This is a genomic window from Nostoc sp. FACHB-152, assembly GCF_014697475.1.
Lineage (GTDB): Bacteria > Cyanobacteriota > Cyanobacteriia > Cyanobacteriales > Nostocaceae > Nostoc_B.
Genome location: NZ_JACJRV010000100.1, coordinates 1 through 19,381, shown reverse-complemented (window position 1 = coordinate 19,381; position 19,381 = coordinate 1). Strand labels below are relative to the sequence as shown.

14 protein-coding genes are annotated in these 19,381 nt (G+C 42.5%); 12 read left to right on the top strand and 2 right to left on the bottom strand.

Annotation, left to right across the window (positions count from 1 at the left end; all coding sequences use genetic code 11):
- Positions 1-231: 231 nt before the first annotated feature.
- Positions 232-4,176 carry a TIR domain-containing protein gene (locus H6G76_RS32520; RefSeq protein ID WP_190710089.1) on the bottom strand — a complete coding sequence of 1,315 codons (3,945 nt, stop codon included), beginning with the start codon at positions 4,174-4,176 and terminating at the stop codon, positions 232-234.
- Between the two features lie 72 nt (positions 4,177-4,248).
- A complete protein-coding gene (locus tag H6G76_RS32515) occupies positions 4,249-5,406 on the bottom strand; it encodes a patatin-like phospholipase family protein (protein WP_190710087.1) in 1,158 nt (385 codons plus the stop codon).
- A gap of 727 nt (positions 5,407-6,133) precedes the next feature.
- Between H6G76_RS32515 and H6G76_RS32510 the strand changes: the two genes are divergently transcribed.
- From H6G76_RS32510 to H6G76_RS32455, 12 genes are all read left to right on the top strand, one after another.
- Positions 6,134-6,787, top strand: coding sequence for a MotA/TolQ/ExbB proton channel family protein (locus H6G76_RS32510; RefSeq protein WP_190710085.1), 654 nt, complete (start codon positions 6,134-6,136; stop codon positions 6,785-6,787).
- The gene (locus H6G76_RS32505; RefSeq protein ID WP_190710083.1) at positions 6,771-7,169 is read left to right on the top strand and encodes a biopolymer transporter ExbD; all 399 of its coding nucleotides are present in this window, start codon (positions 6,771-6,773) and stop codon (positions 7,167-7,169) included. The genes H6G76_RS32510 and H6G76_RS32505 overlap by 17 nt, the downstream gene beginning before the upstream one ends.
- 124 nt (positions 7,170-7,293) lie before the next feature.
- Positions 7,294-7,773 (top strand): urease accessory protein UreE, encoded by a 480-nt coding sequence (gene ureE, locus H6G76_RS32500; RefSeq protein WP_190710081.1) that lies wholly within the window; start codon positions 7,294-7,296, stop codon positions 7,771-7,773.
- On the top strand, positions 7,754-8,440 hold the full coding sequence (locus tag H6G76_RS32495) for an urease accessory protein UreF (protein WP_190710079.1): 687 nt from the start codon (positions 7,754-7,756) through the stop codon (positions 8,438-8,440). The genes ureE and H6G76_RS32495 overlap by 20 nt, the downstream gene beginning before the upstream one ends.
- Before the next feature lie 76 nt (positions 8,441-8,516).
- Positions 8,517-8,711: a DUF6888 family protein gene (locus tag H6G76_RS32490; protein ID WP_190710077.1), complete on the top strand. Its 195-nt coding sequence runs from the start codon at positions 8,517-8,519 to the stop codon at positions 8,709-8,711.
- Positions 8,698-8,892 (top strand): DUF6887 family protein, encoded by a 195-nt coding sequence (locus H6G76_RS32485; protein ID WP_190710075.1) that lies wholly within the window; start codon positions 8,698-8,700, stop codon positions 8,890-8,892. The genes H6G76_RS32490 and H6G76_RS32485 overlap by 14 nt, the downstream gene beginning before the upstream one ends.
- A gap of 118 nt (positions 8,893-9,010) precedes the next feature.
- Positions 9,011-9,610, top strand: coding sequence for an urease accessory protein UreG (gene ureG / locus H6G76_RS32480; protein WP_190710074.1), 600 nt, complete (start codon positions 9,011-9,013; stop codon positions 9,608-9,610).
- A 574-nt stretch (positions 9,611-10,184) separates the two neighbouring features.
- Positions 10,185-16,886, top strand: coding sequence for a HAMP domain-containing protein (locus H6G76_RS32475; protein WP_190710071.1), 6,702 nt, complete (start codon positions 10,185-10,187; stop codon positions 16,884-16,886).
- Positions 16,887-16,950: 64 nt separating this feature from the next.
- Positions 16,951-17,151: a DUF6887 family protein gene (locus H6G76_RS32470; protein ID WP_190710069.1), complete on the top strand. Its 201-nt coding sequence runs from the start codon at positions 16,951-16,953 to the stop codon at positions 17,149-17,151.
- Between the two features lie 64 nt (positions 17,152-17,215).
- A complete protein-coding gene (locus H6G76_RS32465; protein ID WP_190710091.1) occupies positions 17,216-18,181 on the top strand; it encodes an acetamidase/formamidase family protein in 966 nt (321 codons plus the stop codon).
- 18 nt (positions 18,182-18,199) lie between these two features.
- A complete protein-coding gene (locus tag H6G76_RS32460; RefSeq protein WP_190710067.1) occupies positions 18,200-18,571 on the top strand; it encodes a sulfite exporter TauE/SafE family protein in 372 nt (123 codons plus the stop codon).
- Between the two features lie 530 nt (positions 18,572-19,101).
- On the top strand, positions 19,102-19,381 hold a 280-nt coding region (locus H6G76_RS32455; protein WP_190710065.1), incomplete at its 3' end, for an FG-GAP-like repeat-containing protein.

The following is a 19,381-nucleotide window of genomic DNA, read 5'->3' as shown; positions in this document are numbered from 1 at the left end:
CGAACTCTAGCTAGTGCCACTGCCAAACTCAACCTCTGCTTCATCAGGCTCATGATTAAGAGGCTTGCAGGTTCTTCCTAAGATGTCAAATGGGTTCTATAAGCGTTCTGGCTAATTTGACTAATCAAACAAGTTTGGCTAACCAAGCTAAGTTTTCATCTGTTGACTTCTCGTTTATTACCCTAACTTAACTTTTTTATTAGACAGTTAGGGCAATAAGGTGCGTTTCTCCTATTTACACAGGTTGCGATCGCTATCATCAGCATGATACTTCAGATAATCTTCCATTTGAGTGCAAGCATCCTCTATTAGCTTGTCAAGTTGAAAATCTGCTAATTTCCACTCAATCACTTCTTCGCCATTACTACTGGTAGATAAAAGGGTCTTGCTATCCAGGCTAAATCTCACGCTAGTCACACGCTTATGATGACCAATCAAGGTTTGGCGTGGCTTTCCGTTGTTATTCCAGAGTTTGATGGTATTGTCTTTACTACCAGAAGCAATGGTCTTTCCGTCGGGACTGAAAGTAACGCTTAAAACATCACCGGTATGTCCTCTGAGGGTTTTGGGTTTTTCAGACTTTTTCTCTAGGCTCCATAACTTAATAGTATTGTCATCACTACCAGAGACAAGCGTTTTACAGTCAGGACTAAAACTAATGCTAGTAATCTCACTTGTATGTTCGCCAAGAGTTTTAAATTTCTGACTCTGTTCGTTCCAGAGTTTGATGATATCGTCTTTACTGGCACAAGCAATGGTGTTTTCGTCTGGGCTAAATTCTTGGGTCATAGTACATTCGCCCAATTTTGTACAGATCTCGACAATCTGCTTTTGAACATTATGAGATGCAACAGTATTTTTATAGAGACTCCAATCTATACTTTTATTTTTAGGGCCTTGGATGTGGAGTTTATGGAGTGATTCCCTCCACAGCCTAATGGTATTGTCCTCACTGGTAGTGGCTATTGCCTGACCATCATGGCTAAAGCTGACACTCCGAATTGCAGCGTTATGACCAATAAAGGTCTGAAGAAGCTTACCATCCTTGCTGCGCCACAGTTTAACAGTCTTGTCATCACTAGCAGAGGCAATAGTATTCCCATTGGGACTCCAAACTACGCTCCTGACGCGATCATTATGCCCTTCGAGGTTCACAAGAAGCTTACCATCCTTGCGCCACAGTTTAACAGTATTGTCATCACTAGCAGAGGCAATAGTATTCCCATCAAGACTAAAACTGACACTATTAACACCTTGTGGAAGTTTAACAGTATTGTCTTCATGACCAGAGGCTATTGCCTTCTTATCAGGACTAAGACTGACACTATTAACATCTTCCTGGCAACAGTTCAAGGTTTTGGGGAAATTGAATTGCTCCCCCTTCTTGCTCCAAAGTATGATTTTCCCATCCTTGCTAGCCGTGGCAATTGTCTTACCGTCGGGGCTGAAACTGACACTCGTGACTGTATTGTTATGACCTTTAAGGATCTCGATCAGCTTGCCTTGTTTATTCCACAATCTAACAGTTTTGTCATCACTGCCAGAGGCAATAGTATTGCCGTCAGGACTCCAAACTACACTCTTGATTGAACCTGTATGACCCTTGAGGTCTTGGAGCAACTTTCCTTCCTTGCTCCACAGTTTGACAGTATTTTTTTTGTCACCAGAGGCAATAATATTTCCGTCAGGACTAAAACTCACACTATAAACATCAGTACCCACCTTGATGAGAGGAATAGGCTTTATCTCATCTTTAAAACTCCAAAATCTGATTGTACCGTCTCCACTCGCTGAGGCAATTATCTGATCGTCCGGGCTAAAACTAACACTAAAAACTGTACCGTCATGTCCTTTTAAACGATTTTGTTCTCTAAATCCATCTCCATAAACTGCCGCCTGTAATGCTGTTAAAATTTGGTTCTGAATTGCGGAGGAGGTTGTCTTTTTTCCAACGCTCTTTAGTATTCTCCCAGCATTCATCGCTCCCCGCAGGGCATCAAACTGTAGATTTTGCTGTGAGAGTAAAATGGCAGATAGACTTCCAGAATCAAGTTGTTCATTTTGAGCTTTTTTGGCTTTTGCGCTCTCCACTGAAGCTTGGATGCTAAAACCAACAGCAGCTACTAATGCCATACTGATAGCAGCAAGAAAAAACTTTTGTCGTTTAGCACTTTTTTTCTGTTCTGCTAGCCGTGCTTCAGCTTCTTTCGCACGTTCTGACTGCAAACGTAGCATTTCTGCTTGACGACGTTTTTCTTCTTCCTTTGCTGCTTCAATTGCGTTTTTGCTTACCTCTAAAAATGCTTTATGCAACGAAGTCGCGGCAGGCTTTTTGTTTTCTTGTTCAGTTGTCTCTAACCAATTTTGAGCAATTAAAAATTCACTACCTCGCAACAACAAGTCATCATTTTTACCGTTCTGCTCCCACTCCAACGCCCTCTTCAACCATTTGCTATGACTGTGAACGTGTTCCCTATCAGTATCAATGGTTCTGATTAATTGATTGAAGTTAGTATTAAAATCTCTACTATTCTGATTAAAATCAATCCACTGCACCTTAGCTAAATCTGGATGCAATTCTGCTGTATTTATCTCCCGATGCAACACAGTCACAAAGCGTTTATTTAACGAACTTGCATACTCGACTTCACTTTGACAGTAAGGCGAATTTATCGATCGCGGTGAGATAATAAAAATAAAATTATCAGACGTGTTAATCCCTCGATAAATCTCTTCTTTAAAATCACTCCCTGATGGAATACTTTCCTGGTCAAACCATGTCGTTTTTCCCTGTAACTGTAAAGCATCATTCAGCTTTCTCGCTAAGTCTGCGTCAGCACGAGAATAGGAAATAAACACATCTATTGATTCTAATGGCGGTTGCTCTAAACTTTCAGTAATGAACTCTTGCTGTAACGGCGTGGGTGGATGATCTGTCCTTTTCTGCGCCACTTTTAACCAAGTTGCTGCACTCTGCAAGTTAAAGCCTCGCAGCAAAATGCTAGGATTATTCTGCTGTCTCTGCCAATTCAAGGCTTTTGTCAACAGTATTTTATGCTCGGTGTAATAAGCAGCATCCTGATGCAAAATATTTATAAGTTGACTTTGGTCGAGGAAGTAATCATCTTCCTTTTCGTTGTCTGTCAAGTCTATATATTGCAAATTTCGCAGTGCTGACGGAACCTGCATTAAATCGGTTTCTTGCACTAGTAAGGGAATAATTCGCTTATTCAGCGTCACAGCTAAGTCCAATTCTTGCTGACAGTAAGTAGAGTTTACTGCGTCAGGAGAAAGCAGATATACTATATTATCTGCTTGTTCAATCCCTCGCTTAATTGCTTCGTGAAATTCTTCCCCAGTTTTAATATCTGTGGTGTTCGTCCAAACCGTAATGCTCTCTCGCTGCAAACTATTGCGAATTTTCTCCATTACTGCCCTATCTTGATTAGAATAGGACAAGAACACCTGAGTCATCAAGTTATTTGCATTCTTGATACTTTGAGTAATGTATTCGCCATGCAAATCGCTAGGAATACAAGGCGGTTGCTCATCTTTAAAGCGTTTTTTTAGCCAAGATTGAGCTTGTTGTATTTCTTCTCCAACTAACAAATTACTCGTTTGCTTTTGATACCTTTGCCACTCCAATGCTTTTGTTAAAAATCGGGTATGCGGCTCAACATAATCAGTATGAGAATGGAGTAATGTAGTTAAATCTGCTAAAGACTTTTCAAAATCATCTTTATCGTCTTGAAAATACACCCAGTTTAAAGAGGAAATTTTTGGGTGCATATTTTGGTAACTGTCATTTAACCCTTTAGCCTGATAAGCCTCCCAATTATCATCTGTGCCATTCGGGTTTCTTTGCTGCCACGTTTCCCGACTAATCTGCATCACGTGTAGCAATGGGATAATCCGCTTATTCAGCTTAATTGCTAACTCGATTTCTTTGCGACAGTAGGCCGAATTAACTGAATGCGGTGCAATGATGAACACGAAATGGTGTGATTTTTCAATACCATCATCTATTTGATTCTGAAAATCTACCCCAAGGGGAATATCATTAAAGTCAAACCAGACTTTTAGCCCTTGTTCTACTAAGCGAGCTTGAAGTTTCGTAGCAAAGGCTTTACTATCAGCTCGCCCATAAGATATGAAAGCATCACAAAATTTAGTCATAAACTGCTAGCCCTTGTTGGCTACGCTTAAATTTAATTACAAAAGCTAGGGATTTATTTTGCCGGATCTCCCTTAACTTACTGTTGTCAAGGAATCTGATGAGTGTAGGAAATTACTAAAATGCTGCGGTTGTACTGTTTTGGCGATCGCTTTTCCTATAAGCTTTAACTCACCCATATGTTCAACTGAATCCATTTGTTGGACATCCTTTACTTTAATATCGTCCAATCCACCTAATTTATTCAGTCCTTCACGAGTCAATTCAACGTTGTAGCGTAAGTAGGTGAAAAGCTTAGATTCTAGAGGCCCCTTTGTCTTGAGTAAATCGCCTACTTCTTGATCAATGGTGTCGCCTAATAAACACTTGCCGAAAATGCGACACAGAAAATCCTGTTCGTACTGTGCAGCCAGCATCAGTGCCATCGGAAGAGTTTGAGCATTATAGAGTGTGTGCATATTGGCGGCTTTCAGTTCTGGATTGATGTTAGGGGTTATACCAGTACCGATGGACACCAAAAGCATATTGTCCTCACCTGCGGGCCACATCAATTGGTAGGGTTCTAGAGTCGCCATCAAAAAGAGTTGAAAGGCTGGATTATTATAGGGAGTCACACCGCCATCAACAAAGACGAACTTCTTGTCACCTAACTGCACTGTCTCTGGGGGAAAGAAAGTTGGAGCAGCAGTACTGGCTCGGACAAGCTGCCAAAGGGGAAGGTTTAAGTTAGAGTCTGGTCTATTAGAGTTGTTGAACTTAGCTTTAGGGTTATTGGAGAGGGGCCAAGGCGAGTCTGTGTTAGCATTACGCATTACAAGCATCAGCAGAGTTTTCAGTCGTTCACTACCGAAGGTAGTAGATTCTCCAAATACCTGCTTGAGTTGATCTGCAAGGTTTTTATCTCCGTATTTATAGAGAGCCATTCTGGTGATCTCGAAGATGAATGCTTTGTCAAACATTCTCTTACCAGCTTCTTGATAAAATTCTTGAATCTTGGCTACGGACATTCCCAAGGAGAGGGCAGTGGCGATGATTGCACCCGTACTTGTACCTGCGATGTAATCAAAGTAATCGGCTAAAACAAAATTCTGATCGCCACCCAATGCATCCCGCAATGTCGCTTCAATTTTCGCTAACACTTCAAGAGTAATCACTCCACGGATACCGCCACCATCAAGAGCCAGAAGTTTATATGGCCCTGTTTTTTTGTTCGCTTTGTCAACAAAAGACATACCCAATCTCCTTTTGATTTAGGTAAATATTTAAATAATTTATACAGATGCAATATATTGATAGAGAGGCTTGAAACACTTCAAATACTGAAGAAGTAATAAGTATCTGGAACTATTTCAGTATAAAAATTTGAGCAACATGAATAATTTAACAATAATTACCTAAATGTTAGTATTTAATTCAAGGTTATTTTAAATGCAGCAACTTGCCAGGTGCTTCAGTATTTTTACTATCTTTTAATTTCTAGTTGACCAAAAACAGGGTGCAGGGTGTGGGAGAAAGAGAAAGCTATATATTTTTTTATACCCTGCACCGAAACCAATAAGGGTTCAAGCCCCTACACCCTTCTCCATCTTTTCCGCTCCTTTGCTCACCACTACGCAAAGTTGGCTTGCCAGACCACTAGACGCGCTTGTAAAACTATCAGCATAAAAATCACCTCATATTTGTTGCTATGAATTTTCATTAAATTTGACCTCTTGCCATAAACTTGATGCAAAGATCGCTCACTTAGTCAAGTTACTTTTTGATATAGATTGCAAATCAATTAGGGAAAAATATTGTTTTTGTAGGCTGAAAATCAATAATAAAAGAAGTTTGTTAGCTAGTTCATACTTAATTGATTGACATAGATTCTCATTTGTTTTAAGTTATTTTGAGAAGATTATGTCGGCTATGCTGGCGATAATAATAGGTAAATTCATCTAGAGACTTGAGAAATAGTACATGGATATTAAAAATGTGTTCATAGCTGGTGGCGTGGTGATGTGGCCACTGCTATTTTTTTCTGTGTTGGCGGTAGCGTTAATTATTGAACGGGTCAGGTTTTGGATTAAAGTTAACAGACGGCAGCAACGAGTGGTAAGAGATGTTTTGAACGCTTACCGTTTAAATAATGTAGTAACTGCTATTGACATACTGCAAAAGAATGCAGATTTACCCATCGCCAGGATTTTTTTGACGGCTTTGGAATTAGAAGAAGCGACTCCAGAAGAATTCCGTTTAGCCTTAGAAAGCGAAGCACAAGCGGAAATACCTTTACTTAAGCGGTTTACTACAATTTTTGACACGATTATTTCGCTTGCGCCTCTGTTAGGCCTTCTCGGTACTGTGTTAGGGTTGATTACTTCTTTCGCTTCTCTCAATATTGGTGATGTAGGCGGAAGCAAAACGGCTGGGGTAACGAGCGGTATTAGTGAGGCGTTAGTATCGACAGCGTCAGGTCTAATTGTAGCGATTTTTACGTTGTTTTTCGCTAATACTTTTCGTGGGCTTTATCAACGACAAATAGCTTTGATTCAAGAATATGGTGGAGAGTTAGAATTACTTTACCGTCGTCGCTATGAACGAGGAGATAAAATGTATGCGTCTACCAGATGACCCGGATATCCCAGCACAAATTAATATTGTGCCGATGATCGATGTGATATTTGCGATTTTGACATTTTTTATTATGTCAACGCTGTTTTTAAATCGTTCTGAGGGTTTACCAGTTAATTTACCTCAAGCGGCTACGGGAAAATCAGAGCGTCCAGCGCAAGTAACAGTGACAATTAATAGTGCTGGCGAACTATTTTTGAACAAGGAACCAACCAGTTTAGAACAATTAGAAGCAAAGGTAAGACAGAAAATAGCACCCCAACAACAACTATTGGTGGTACTCAATGCGGATGAGGCTGTTAATCACGGTAAAGTGGTGGCTGTGATGGATAAAGTTCGCCAAGTTGAGGGAGTTAAGTTAGGTATAGCTACGCGCAAATAGTTAAAAGTAAATACTTGCGCCACCTATATTCTATAGATGTGATAAACGTGGTGGCACAGAGAAAAAGAGTTAGTTTTCTTTGTGCCTAAAAGGTAGGGAGTGGGGAGTGGGGAGTTGGGAATTTATGGGATCAATCCAAAATCCAAAATCTAAAATTCAAAATTGTATAACGTTGACGCAACGTAAACCACCTAATTTTGATGCTGTTGTAAGTTTGACTCTGGCACTGACTGCGGAAGAACGCACCCGTAGCCGCCATCGCTTTGAAACGGAGGATGGTCAGGTTGTGTTTTTACGTTTATCTAGAGGCACTGTGCTGCGGGATGGCGATATTCTGCAAGATGAAACGGATGGTAGTGTAATTAGAATTGTTGCTAAACCGGAACCAGTTATAACTGTGTTTGCCTCAACGCCACTGTTATTAATGCGGGCGGCATATCATTTAGGAAATCGTCATGTGCCTGTAGAAATTACGCCTGGTTATTTACGTTTATCGCCTGATTCGGTTTTAAGCACAATGCTGGAACATCTGGGGCTAGAAATTAAAGAAGAAGTTGCACCTTTTCAGCCAGAATTAGGCGCTTATGGACATCACTCTCACTGATAGCCATTTTTTGTGGATTTTGCAGTTAGCTAGTCCAGGTTTACCTGTAGGTGCTTATAGTTATTCGGAAGGTTTGGAAACTTTAGTAGAAGAGGGTATAATTTCCCAGCCAGAGGCATTAAAACAGTGGATAACATCGGAACTGCGTTATGGGGCAATTCGCTTAGAGGCGGCGGTGATGTTAAGGGCTGCGAAATCTGCGATCGCTGAAGATTTAGAAACCCTTTATTATTGGAATTGCTGGTTATCGGCGGCGAGAGAAACTCAAGAGTTACGTCACTCTAGCTGGCAGATGGGGCGATCGCTTGTACAGTTACTTGGTAAACTACAACCAGAACTACTACCTACTATTAATACTGTGGGTAATCCTTGTAATTATGCGATCGCTTTTGGCATCGCTGCTGCCCATTGGCAAATCAATCTCCATGCTGCTATGCTCGCATATCTGCATAGTTGGGCGACTAATCTCATCACCGCCGGTGTTAAACTTATTCCATTAGGACAAACCACAGGACAAGAATTATTGTTAGATTTACAACCATTAATTAGTGCTACTGTTCAGGAAATTCTCGGTTTAGAGGATGATGAACTGAGTTGTTGTAGCTGGGGTTTATCGTTAGCTAGTATGCGACATGAAACGCAGTATACAAGGTTGTTTAGAAGTTGAGGTTGATAGTCAAATTCGGGTTAGGCTATTTAAATATTGAAATCTATCCTAAAATTAGGAGAAAAAATTTTAATCAATGCCAACCTGTGATCAATCAAGGGCTGCTGTTTTTGTATGTCAATCACTCTCAGATATGTTACAGCCCATACATTTATTTAGATATGATGCACTATATAAACATATATTTATACTAGCTGGGATTAATGAAGGAATAGAAATCATCATTTTTGAAGATGGACGTTGGGAGTTTTACGAAGATGACCAAGCCTGATTTTACTCAAATGACTCGTCAAGAATTAAAAACGTATATCCGACAACACCCTACTGATGATGAAGCAATCAGAGAGTTATTTGTTAATCGTCGCAGTCCCGATGCTAAAATTTATCCCTTCCCTTATAACATGACCAAAGAAGAATTAACCGATATTTTCCGTCCCAAAAATACCAACTAGGAGTTTATTTATAAAGTAAAAATTAAGTTACTGTCTTTATATTGCAGTACATTACAGCTTCAACCTAAAGCACCCTACTTACGATTTACTAATTACCATTGACCATTGACTATTGACTATGACCGCATTTCGAGTTGGTGTTGCTGGCCCGGTGGGTTCGGGAAAGACGGCTTTAGTGGATGCTTTATGTAAGGCGTTACGCGATCGCTATCATATTGCGGTGGTGACAAATGATATTTATACTCAGGAGGACGCGCAGTTTTTGGTGCGTTCTCAGGCTTTAGCAGGCGATCGCATTTTGGGTGTGGAAACTGGCGGCTGTCCTCACACGGCGATTCGTGAAGACGCTTCGATGAATTTAGCTGCTATTGAACAGTTAGAACAGCGTTTTAATAACTTAGATTTAGTCTTTTTAGAAAGCGGTGGCGATAATTTAGCTGCTACCTTTAGTCCAGAATTAGTAGATTTGACAATTTACGTTATTGATGTGGCTGCTGGTGATAAAATTCCTCGTAAAGGTGGGCCAGGAATTACTAAGTCAGATTTGTTAGTCATTAATAAAACTGACCTTGCACCCTATGTTGGTGCAGATTTAAGCATTATGGAAAGGGATGCCAAAAAAATGCGAGGTGAAAAGCCTTTTATTTTTACTAATTTAAAGACTCAATCTGGTTTGATAGATGTAATTAACTTTGTTAGTCAACATATAGCTATCTGAAGGCAATAGGCAATAGTAAAGAAGGTAGGTAGAAATTTACTGATTTTCTTCAAAAATCAAATATGAGTCCTATTGCAGCCCTAAATTGGAATCACTAGATCTCCAACTTCTGTAAGAAGTCGGGGATCTAAAGTGGATAAAAGTAAAACTTAACATAATAGCAAATTTATTTCCTTTTGCCTTCTATCTACTGCTTTATTGTCGTAATATTTTCCTCCGGCTAAAGTTAACAAATGGTAGAGTTACAATAAGTGAGAGCTATTGATAATTTATTGAGAATTGTAAAAATATTTGTTAACTATCTTCAAAAAAGTTTAGTTGGATTCATCAAGTCAAGGTTATTGTTAAAGGCATTTGCACTAAGGCATTCTATTATTCACCCATTTCTATCTTTTTCTGAGACAGTCCTTAGCTTAGAGATGACTTTATGAGCCTTCAATTAACGTTATGGAACTGTTAAACAGCAACAATGTGCAGTTCCATTATTCCTAAATTATTACCTTAATCATTAATCTCACACTACCCAGCAACAGCGTTAACCACTACTCCTCTCAACTTCCTCAAGGATATAGCAATGGCAACCGAACAGTTAACCAGAGACTCAGACAATCTTGATTTAAAACAACTTCTGAAAATCTTAACTGCTGTTAAAAAAGGTGACTTTTCTGTTCGGATGTCTGCTGACCAAACTGGACTAGCAGGTAAAATATCTGACACACTCAACGATATTATTGACCAAAATGAACGCATGGCATTAGAGCTACAGCGTATTGGTAATGTTGTTGGCAAAGATGGCAAAATTACCGAACGGGCATCTTTAGGAAGTGTTCGGGGTTCTTGGTCAGATTGTGTGAATTCTGTCAACACTCTAATTACAGATTTAGTTCAACCGACCGCTGAAACTACCCGTGTAATTCGGGCGGTTGCTAATGGCGATTTATCGCAAACCATAGCCACAGAAATGGATGGTAAACCTCTCAAAGGAGAATTTCTCCAAACTGCCAAAATCGTCAACACAATGGTAGACCGCCTGGGTTCCTTTGCGAGTGAGGTAACGCGGGTGGCGCGGGAAGTGGGAACGGAAGGGAAATTAGGCGTACAAGCAGAAGTCAAAGGTGTAGCCGGAACCTGGAAAGACCTCACCGATAATGTGAATTTGATGGCGGGGAACCTGACAGGACAGGTGCGAAATATTGCGGAAGTTGCAACAGCGATCGCTAATGGCGACTTATCCAAGAAAATTACTGTAGATGTAAAAGGCGAAATTCTAGAGTTGAAAAACACCGTCAACACAATGGTGGATCAACTCAACTCCTTCGCTTCGGAAGTAACGCGGGTAGCGCGCGAGGTGGGAACAGAAGGAAAACTAGGAGTACAAGCAGAAGTGCGAGGCGTTGCGGGAACGTGGAAAGACCTGACCGATAACGTGAATTTGATGGCGGGGAACCTCACAGGACAAGTGCGGAATATCGCGGAAGTTGCAACAGCGATCGCCAATGGTGACTTGTCGAAGAAAATTACTGTAGATGTGAAGGGCGAAATTCTAGAGTTGAAAAACACCATCAACATCATGGTGGATCAACTGAGTTCCTTTGCATCAGAAGTAACGCGGGTAGCGCGAGAAGTAGGAAGTGAAGGGAAACTGGGCGTACAAGCGGATGTCCGGGGTGTTGCGGGAACGTGGAAGGACTTGACGGACAGTGTGAACTTCATGGCGGGAAGTTTGACAGCCCAAGTACGGAACATCGCAGAAGTGACAACGGCGGTGGCGAATGGTGACTTGTCGAAGAAAATCACTGTGGATGTGAAGGGCGAGATTCTCGAATTGAAAAACACTATTAATACAATGGTGGATCAACTCAACTCCTTTGCTTCGGAAGTAACGCGGGTAGCGCGGGAAGTGGGAACGGAAGGTAAGTTAGGTGTACAAGCAGAAGTCCGGGGTGTGGCGGGTACGTGGAAAGACCTCACCGATAATGTGAATTTGATGGCGGGGAATCTTACAGGACAAGTGCGGAATATTGCGGAAGTTGCAACAGCGATCGCGAATGGTGACTTGTCGAAGAAAATTACTGTAGATGTCAAAGGCGAAATTTTTGAACTGAAAAACACCATCAATATCATGGTGGATCAACTGAGTTCCTTTGCATCAGAAGTAACGCGGGTAGCGCGAGAAGTGGGAAGTGAAGGAAAACTGGGTGTACAAGCAGATGTGCGGGGTGTAGCCGGAACCTGGAAGGACTTGACTGACTCGGTAAACTTCATGGCGGGAAGTTTGACAGCCCAAGTACGAAACATCGCGGAAGTGACAACGGCGGTGGCGAATGGTGACTTGTCGAAGAAAATCACTGTAGATGTAAAGGGCGAAATTTTAGAGTTGAAAAACACTATCAATACGATGGTGGATCAACTCAACTCCTTTGCTTCGGAAGTAACGCGGGTAGCACGGGAAGTGGGAAGTGAAGGAAAACTGGGCGTACAAGCAGAAGTGCGAGGGGTGGCGGGTACGTGGAAGGACTTGACCGACTCGGTGAACTTCATGGCGGGAAGTTTGACAGCCCAAGTGCGAAATATAGCCGATGTGACGACGGCGGTGGCGAATGGCGACTTGTCCAAGAAAATCACTGTGGATGTGAAAGGGGAAATTTTAGAGTTGAAAAACACTATTAATACAATGGTGGATCAACTGAGTTCCTTTGCATCAGAAGTAACCAGGGTAGCCCGTGAAGTAGGTACAGAAGGGAAACTGGGTGTACAAGCAGAAGTGCGAGGCGTTGCGGGTACGTGGAAAGACTTGACAGGCGCGGTGAATATGATGGCGGGGAACCTCACCGACCAAGTACGCAGCATTGCGGAAGTTGCAACTGCGATCGCAAATGGTGACTTGTCGAAGAAAATCACAGTCCAAGTTAAAGGCGAGATTCTCGAACTGAAAAACACCATCAATATCATGGTGGATCAGTTAAATTCCTTCGCCTCGGAAGTAACAAGGGTGGCGAGGGAAGTAGGTAGTGAAGGGAAACTGGGCGTACAAGCAGACGTGAAAGGTGTTGCGGGTACGTGGAAAGACCTCACCGACTCGGTGAACTTCATGGCGGGAAGTTTGACAGCCCAAGTACGGAACATCGCGGCGGTGACGACGGCGGTGGCGAATGGCGACTTGTCGAAGAAAATCTCCGTTGATGTAAAAGGGGAAATTCTGGAGTTGAAAAACACTGTCAACACGATGGTGGATCAACTTAATTCCTTCGCCTCAGAAGTAACGCGGGTAGCGCGGGAGGTGGGAACGGAAGGCAAATTAGGTGTACAAGCAGAAGTAAAAGGCGTTGCGGGTACGTGGAAAGACCTCACCGACAGTGTGAACTTCATGGCGGGAAGCTTAACAGCCCAGGTGCGAAACATTGCAGATGTGACGACGGCGGTGGCGAATGGCGACTTATCGAAGAAAATCACCGTGGATGTCAAAGGGGAAATTCTCGAACTGAAAAACACTATTAATACAATGGTGGATCAGCTAAACTCCTTCGCCTCAGAAGTAACGCGGGTAGCGCGGGAGGTGGGAACGGAAGGAAAACTGGGTGTACAAGCCTACGTCCGAGGGGTCGGCGGTACGTGGAAAGACCTCACCGACAACGTGAATTTAATGGCGGGGAATCTGACAGCCCAGGTGCGGAACATCGCGGAAGTAACGAAGGCGGTGGCGAATGGTGACTTGTCGAAGAAAATCACCGTGGATGTGAAAGGTGAAATTCTCGACTTGAAGAACACTATTAATACAATGGTGGATCAACTCAGTTCCTTCGCTTCTGAAGTAACGCGGGTAGCGCGGGAGGTGGGAACGGAAGGGAAATTAGGTGGTCAAGCCTTAGTGCAAGGGGTAGCCGGTACATGGAAAGATTTGACCGACAATGTAAACTCGATGGCGGGTAATTTAACAGCCCAAGTGCGAGGAATTGCACGAGTTGTGACCGCCGTGGCGAATGGGGACTTGAAGCGGAAATTGATGCTAGATGCTAAAGGCGAAATTGAAACCTTAGCAGAAACCATCAACGAAATGATTGATACCCTAGCGACCTTCGCCAATCAGGTAACAACCGTAGCGCGGGAAGTAGGAATTGAAGGGAAGTTAGGCGGTCAAGCTAAGGTTCCAGGTGCAGCCGGAACTTGGAAAGACTTGACAGACAACGTAAACGAACTAGCGGCCACCCTCACAACTCAGTTACGCGCGATCGCCGAAGTAGCAACGGCAGTAACAAAAGGCGATTTAACCCGGTCGATTTCCGTAGAAGCACTAGGGGAAGTGGCAATCCTGAAAGACAACATCAACCAGATGATTGCCAATCTGCGCGAGACAACCCAAAAGAACACCGAACAAGACTGGTTAAAGACCAACCTCGCCAAATTCACCCGAATGCTGCAAGGTCAGCGCGACTTAGAAACCGTATCCAAGCTAATTCTCTCGGAACTTGCACCACTGGTAGGCGCACAACATGGCGTATTCTACTTAATGGATGCTGGCGAACAACAGCAACCCAATCTCAAACTCCTCAGCAGTTATGCTTACCGCGAACGCAAGCATTTAGCAAACCGCTTCCACTTGGGTGAAGGTTTGGTCGGACAATGCGCGTTAGAAAAAGAACGAATTCTATTAACAGAAGTCCCGACCAATTACGTAAAAATTAGCTCTGGTTTAGGCGAAGCCGCCCCACTCAATGTTGTAGTTCTGCCCGTCTTATTTGAAGGACAAGTCACCGCAGTGATTGAGTTAGCGTCCTTCCGTCGCTTTAGTGAAATTCACTTGACATTCTTCGACCAACTCACCGAAAGTATTGCGATCGTTCTGAATACGATCGCCGCTTCCATGCGTACCGAAGAATTGCTCAAACAGTCGCAATCTTTGGCAGAAGAACTACAAACCCAACAAAACGAACTCAAAGAAACCAATAAACGCCTCGAACAACAAGCCCAATCTCTGAAGACTTCGGAAGATTTACTCAAGAAACAGCAAGAAGAACTCCAACAAACCAACGCCGAACTCGAAGAAAAAGCCGAGTTGTTGGCACAGCAAAAGAAAGAAGTTGAGCGCAAAAACCGCGAAATTGAGCAAGCAAGACGGTCTTTGGAAGAAAAAGCCGAACAATTGGCACTGTCATCCAAATATAAATCGGAATTTCTGGCTAATATGTCCCACGAACTGCGGACACCATTAAACAGCTTGTTAATCTTGGCTAAGTTGTTGACAGATAACGTCGAAGGAAACCTGACCAGCAAACAAGTTGAATACAGCCGCACCATTTACTCAGCCGGAAATGACCTGTTGGCACTAATCAATGACATTCTCGACCTCGCCAAAATTGAATCGGGAACCATGTCAATTGATATGTCCCAAATGTTAGCCACAGATTTGCGAGAACAGACAGAACGCACCTTCCGCCAAATAGCCCAAGACAAAGGACTCAATTTTAATATTGAATTGGCTCCAGACTTGCCCAAAGCAATTTATACCGACCCGAAACGCTTGCAACAAGTCCTGAAAAATCTGCTTTCTAACGCTTTTAAATTTACAGAGCGTGGTGAAGTGCGCTTGCGAATTGAAGTCGCCCAGCACGGCTGGAGTCTGAATCAAGAAACCTTAAATCGCGCTTCAACGGTAGTTGCCTTTTCTGTAATTGACACAGGTATTGGGATTCCCCCAGAAAAGCAAAAAGTCATTTTTGAAGCCTTCCAACAAGCAGATGGCACAACTAGCAGGAAATACGGCGGAACTGGTTTGGGCTTATCCATCAGCCGGGAAATTGCCCGTCTGTTTGGTGGAGAAATTACCTTGGTGAGCAATGTAGCTCAAGGCAGCGTCTTTACCTTCTACTTACCGCAATTTAACGCCGATTCCAAAATCATTACTCCTGAGCAGACATCTGGGTTATTACTGACTTCTCCAACACAAACGCTATTCACCACAACCGAGGAACCAACAGAAACAGACTCAAACCCAGCACCAGCAACAGTTGCAACCACAGAGGTAGCATCCTCCGTACTGCCCTGGCTACTGCCCAATCCTCATGCCCCTGTCCTAGAAGACGATCGCACCGACATCGCAGAGGGCGATCGCGTGTTGCTGATTGTTGAGGATGACATTCACTTTGCCCGCATCTTAGTTGAGATGGCACATGAGCAAGGATTCAAGGTAATTGCTGCCCAAACTGGTAATAATGGTCTGTCACTAGCCCAGCAATTCCAACCTGTGGGAATTCTCTTAGATATCCACTTGCCAGATATTGATGGTTGGACGGTGTTAGACCGCTTAAAACATAACCCCAATACCCGCCACATTCCTGTACATATCATGACCGTAGAAGAAGGAAAGCGGCGCAGTTTGCAACTAGGGGCGTTAGCGTATTTGCAAAAACCTGCCAGCAGCGAAAGTATATCTGAAGCTTTAAACAAAATCAAAGGTTTTGTTGATCGCCGGGTGAAGAACTTGCTCATAGTGGAAGATGACGACAATCAACGTCATAGTATTGTCGAGTTGATTGGCAATAGCGATGTCGCCACTACCGCCGTCGCCACTGGACAAGAAGCCCTAGCAGCTATTCGCTCCCAACAATTTGATTGTCTCGTCCTGGATTTAGGACTACCAGATATGAATGGGTTGGAACTGCTTCAGCAAATCAAGGTGCTGCCCAACGGTGAATCTTTGCCCGTCATTATTTACACTGGCATCGAATTAACCAAAGCCCAAGAAACAGAATTGCGGCGGATTACAGAGACAATCATCGTTAAAGATGTGCGATCGCCTGAACGCCTGCTGGATGAAACTACACTGTTCCTGCACCGCGTCCAGTCAAGCTTGCCCGAACCTAAGCGGCTCATGCTGGAACAACTACATTCGCGTGACTACGTACTGACGAATAAGAAAGTTCTAATTGTAGATGATGATGTGCGTAACATCTTTGCCCTGACAAGTATGTTAGAACGCTATCAAATGCAAGTCATATATGCCGAGAATGGCAGAGATGGCATCACCATGTTAGAAACTACACCAGATATTGACGTGGTGTTAATGGATGTGATGATGCCAGAAATGGATGGTTACGAGACAACCCGCCTAATTCGTCAACACGAACAGTTTAGAAGTTTACCGATCATCGCACTCACCGCCAAAGCCATGCAAGGCGATCGTGAAAAATGCCTCGAATCCGGTGCGTCAGACTACATCACAAAACCTGTAGATATTGAGCAGTTGCTTTCTTTACTGCGGGTTTGGTTGTATAGATAAAATTTGTAGAGACGTAGCATTGCTACGTCTCTACATGATTTGTACGTAAATACAATTCAGAAGAATGAAAAAACCAAACTTTGCGGCGATGAGTAAATCTGAATTGAAAGCTTATCTGTTACAACATCGCAACGATACTGAAGCTTTTTACGCCTTGATGGATAAAATTACATCCGAACCCAACCAGACATTTTATACAGTTGAAGAAGTAGGAAAGCTAGAAGAACTTATTGAAGATAGACGACGCTTGCAAGGAAATAGCTAGTATAAAAATCTTGAAGTATGAAGTGTAAAGTATGAAATATCAATTTTTATACTTTAACCTTTCAATGGCTAACTACACCTTAAAAGCTACCAAAGACACAGTACATCTCGGTGGATTCTCTCATCTTCTAAAACCAGCCCTGACAATTGATTCAGGCGACACCATCGATGTAGAAACCTACACAGGTTACTACATTTACGACAAAGCACCAGCAGAGTTTCTCACCCCAGAATTTCTCGATATCTGCCAAAATCTGCCACCAGAACGCAAAATAGCAGGTGGGCCACATTTACTTACCGGGCCAATTTATGTGCGCGATGCCGAACCAGGGGATGTTTTAGAAGTAAACTTAGAAGCGATCGCACCGCGTTTACCTGTTGGATTTAATGCTATTCGTACAGGTTGGGGAGCTTTAAGCGAACAGTTTACCGAACCTGCATTAAGATTCATCCCTTTAGATTTAGCCAATAATATCGCCCAATTTCCAGCTGATAGTGGCATCAAAATTCCCCTGCAACCCTTTTTTGGTATTCTGGGTGTCGCTACACCCGAAAGCGATCGCAATTCCATCCCGCCCGGTTGTTATGGTGGTAACATTGATAACCGCGAACTCCAAGCAGGTTCTCGGTTATTTTTGCCGATTTACGTACCTGGGGCATTATTTTCGATAGGTGATGGTCATTCTGCTCAAGGAGATGGTGAAGTTAACGTTACTGCCATTGAGACTTCTATGAATGGTAGAATCTCTCTCAAACTACGCAAAGACTTGTCACTCACAACACCCATTGCTGAAACCCCTACAGATATCATCACAATGGGTTTTGCCCAAACTTTAGATGCAGCCTTAGAACAAGCCTTAAAAAATATGATTGATTTTCTAGCACGTTTTGCTAACTTATCGCCAGAAGATGCCTATGTATTATGTAGTTTAGCTGTAAATTTTCGCATTACCCAAGTTGTGAATAGTCCCCAAAAAGGTGTTCATGGAATGTTACCCAAGTCAATCTTCTCACCTAAAATTAGTTGGTGATTCAACAAACATTTTTGTATGTCTAATATTCTTGTACAACTGCTACTGATTGGTCTAGCTGCTGGCGTTGCTGGCGGGATGTTTGGTATTGGTGGCGGTGCAATTATGGTTCCCGCAATGGTACTGTTGATGGGTATGGATCAAAAATTTGCTACTGGTACTTCCATCGCCGCCCAAATTTTACCAATTGGGCTTTTAGGTGCAGCAGTTTACTACCGTAGCGGTAACATCAACATCAAATACGCTGTAGTTATTGCAGTTGGTTTATTAGTGGGCAATCTTTTCGGTGCATTGTTTGCTAATCAGCCATTTATCAGCAGTGAAACAATGAAGAAGCTGTATGGCATCTTTTTATTAGTTATAGGTGCTAGATATTTATTTATCCGTTAATTTGGTTTTTTGAAGACTCATTAATGAATAACAAGCACTCATTAATGAGTATCAAAGACTCACTCACGAGTATTAAACGATACCGTTGGCGAAATATTCCTTAACATTACCGACAAAAAAAGCACGATGTCTGGAAGATGTTAAATTTTGCCTTTAGAAATAGCTTTTTGGGTGATTCAGAGACTCTCAACCAAAAGTTTTAGCTCTGCAATCATTTTATCTAAGGCTTTTTGCGCTGTTTTATAACTAGAAGCCTGCCGCCCCAACTTTAACGCAGGTTCTATCCTTGATTTTTCAAAGTTGGTGTGAAATCCGCGTAATAACCAGGCATTTCTTCATAAGTTCCTCACATTCTTGTTGTAGCTTTTAGAAAACAGGATGTTTGAAAAGTATCCGTTCAATAAATCGGGGCAACCTACCATTTCAGAAAGATTTTACGCCATTTCAGGCTTTTCACTGAGCAGTTTGCTCTGGATTATTGAGCGGTTCCGGTGGAATTATCCTTTAAAATCAAAGTATAAAGGAACTTTATGGCTATTGTGACAAATGTTGTGGGTGACTTTAGATATAACACACAGTATCTCACTGGAGATGTTAATCGAGATGGTTATAGTGATTTAGTTGAAGTTTGGCAAGATGGAGGATTATTTAAATCCGCAAGTCACTTGAACAATGGACAAGGTATATTTAATAGCGTAGCTGCCACAACTGTTGTGGGTGACTTTAGATATAACACACAGTATCTCACTGGAGATGTTAATCGAGATGGTTATAGTGATTTAGTTGAAGTTTGGCAAGATGGAGGATTAT

Excerpts from the sequence above, each read along its gene's own strand:
- H6G76_RS32520 (WP_190710089.1), bottom strand. The coding sequence starts at position 4,176 with ATGACTAAATTTTGTGATGCTTTCATATCTTATGGGCGAGCTGATAGT.
- H6G76_RS32515 (WP_190710087.1), bottom strand. The coding sequence starts at position 5,406 with ATGTCTTTTGTTGACAAAGCGAACAAAAAAACAGGGCCATATAAACTT.
- H6G76_RS32510 (WP_190710085.1), top strand. The coding sequence starts at position 6,134 with ATGGATATTAAAAATGTGTTCATAGCTGGTGGCGTGGTGATGTGGCCA.
- H6G76_RS32505 (WP_190710083.1), top strand. The coding sequence starts at position 6,771 with ATGCGTCTACCAGATGACCCGGATATCCCAGCACAAATTAATATTGTG.
- ureE (WP_190710081.1), top strand. The coding sequence starts at position 7,294 with ATGGGATCAATCCAAAATCCAAAATCTAAAATTCAAAATTGTATAACG.
- H6G76_RS32495 (WP_190710079.1), top strand. The coding sequence starts at position 7,754 with ATGGACATCACTCTCACTGATAGCCATTTTTTGTGGATTTTGCAGTTA.
- H6G76_RS32490 (WP_190710077.1), top strand. The coding sequence starts at position 8,517 with ATGCCAACCTGTGATCAATCAAGGGCTGCTGTTTTTGTATGTCAATCA.
- H6G76_RS32485 (WP_190710075.1), top strand. The coding sequence starts at position 8,698 with ATGACCAAGCCTGATTTTACTCAAATGACTCGTCAAGAATTAAAAACG.
- ureG (WP_190710074.1), top strand. The coding sequence starts at position 9,011 with ATGACCGCATTTCGAGTTGGTGTTGCTGGCCCGGTGGGTTCGGGAAAG.
- H6G76_RS32475 (WP_190710071.1), top strand. The coding sequence starts at position 10,185 with ATGGCAACCGAACAGTTAACCAGAGACTCAGACAATCTTGATTTAAAA.
- H6G76_RS32470 (WP_190710069.1), top strand. The coding sequence starts at position 16,951 with ATGAAAAAACCAAACTTTGCGGCGATGAGTAAATCTGAATTGAAAGCT.
- H6G76_RS32465 (WP_190710091.1), top strand. The coding sequence starts at position 17,216 with ATGGCTAACTACACCTTAAAAGCTACCAAAGACACAGTACATCTCGGT.
- H6G76_RS32460 (WP_190710067.1), top strand. The coding sequence starts at position 18,200 with ATGTCTAATATTCTTGTACAACTGCTACTGATTGGTCTAGCTGCTGGC.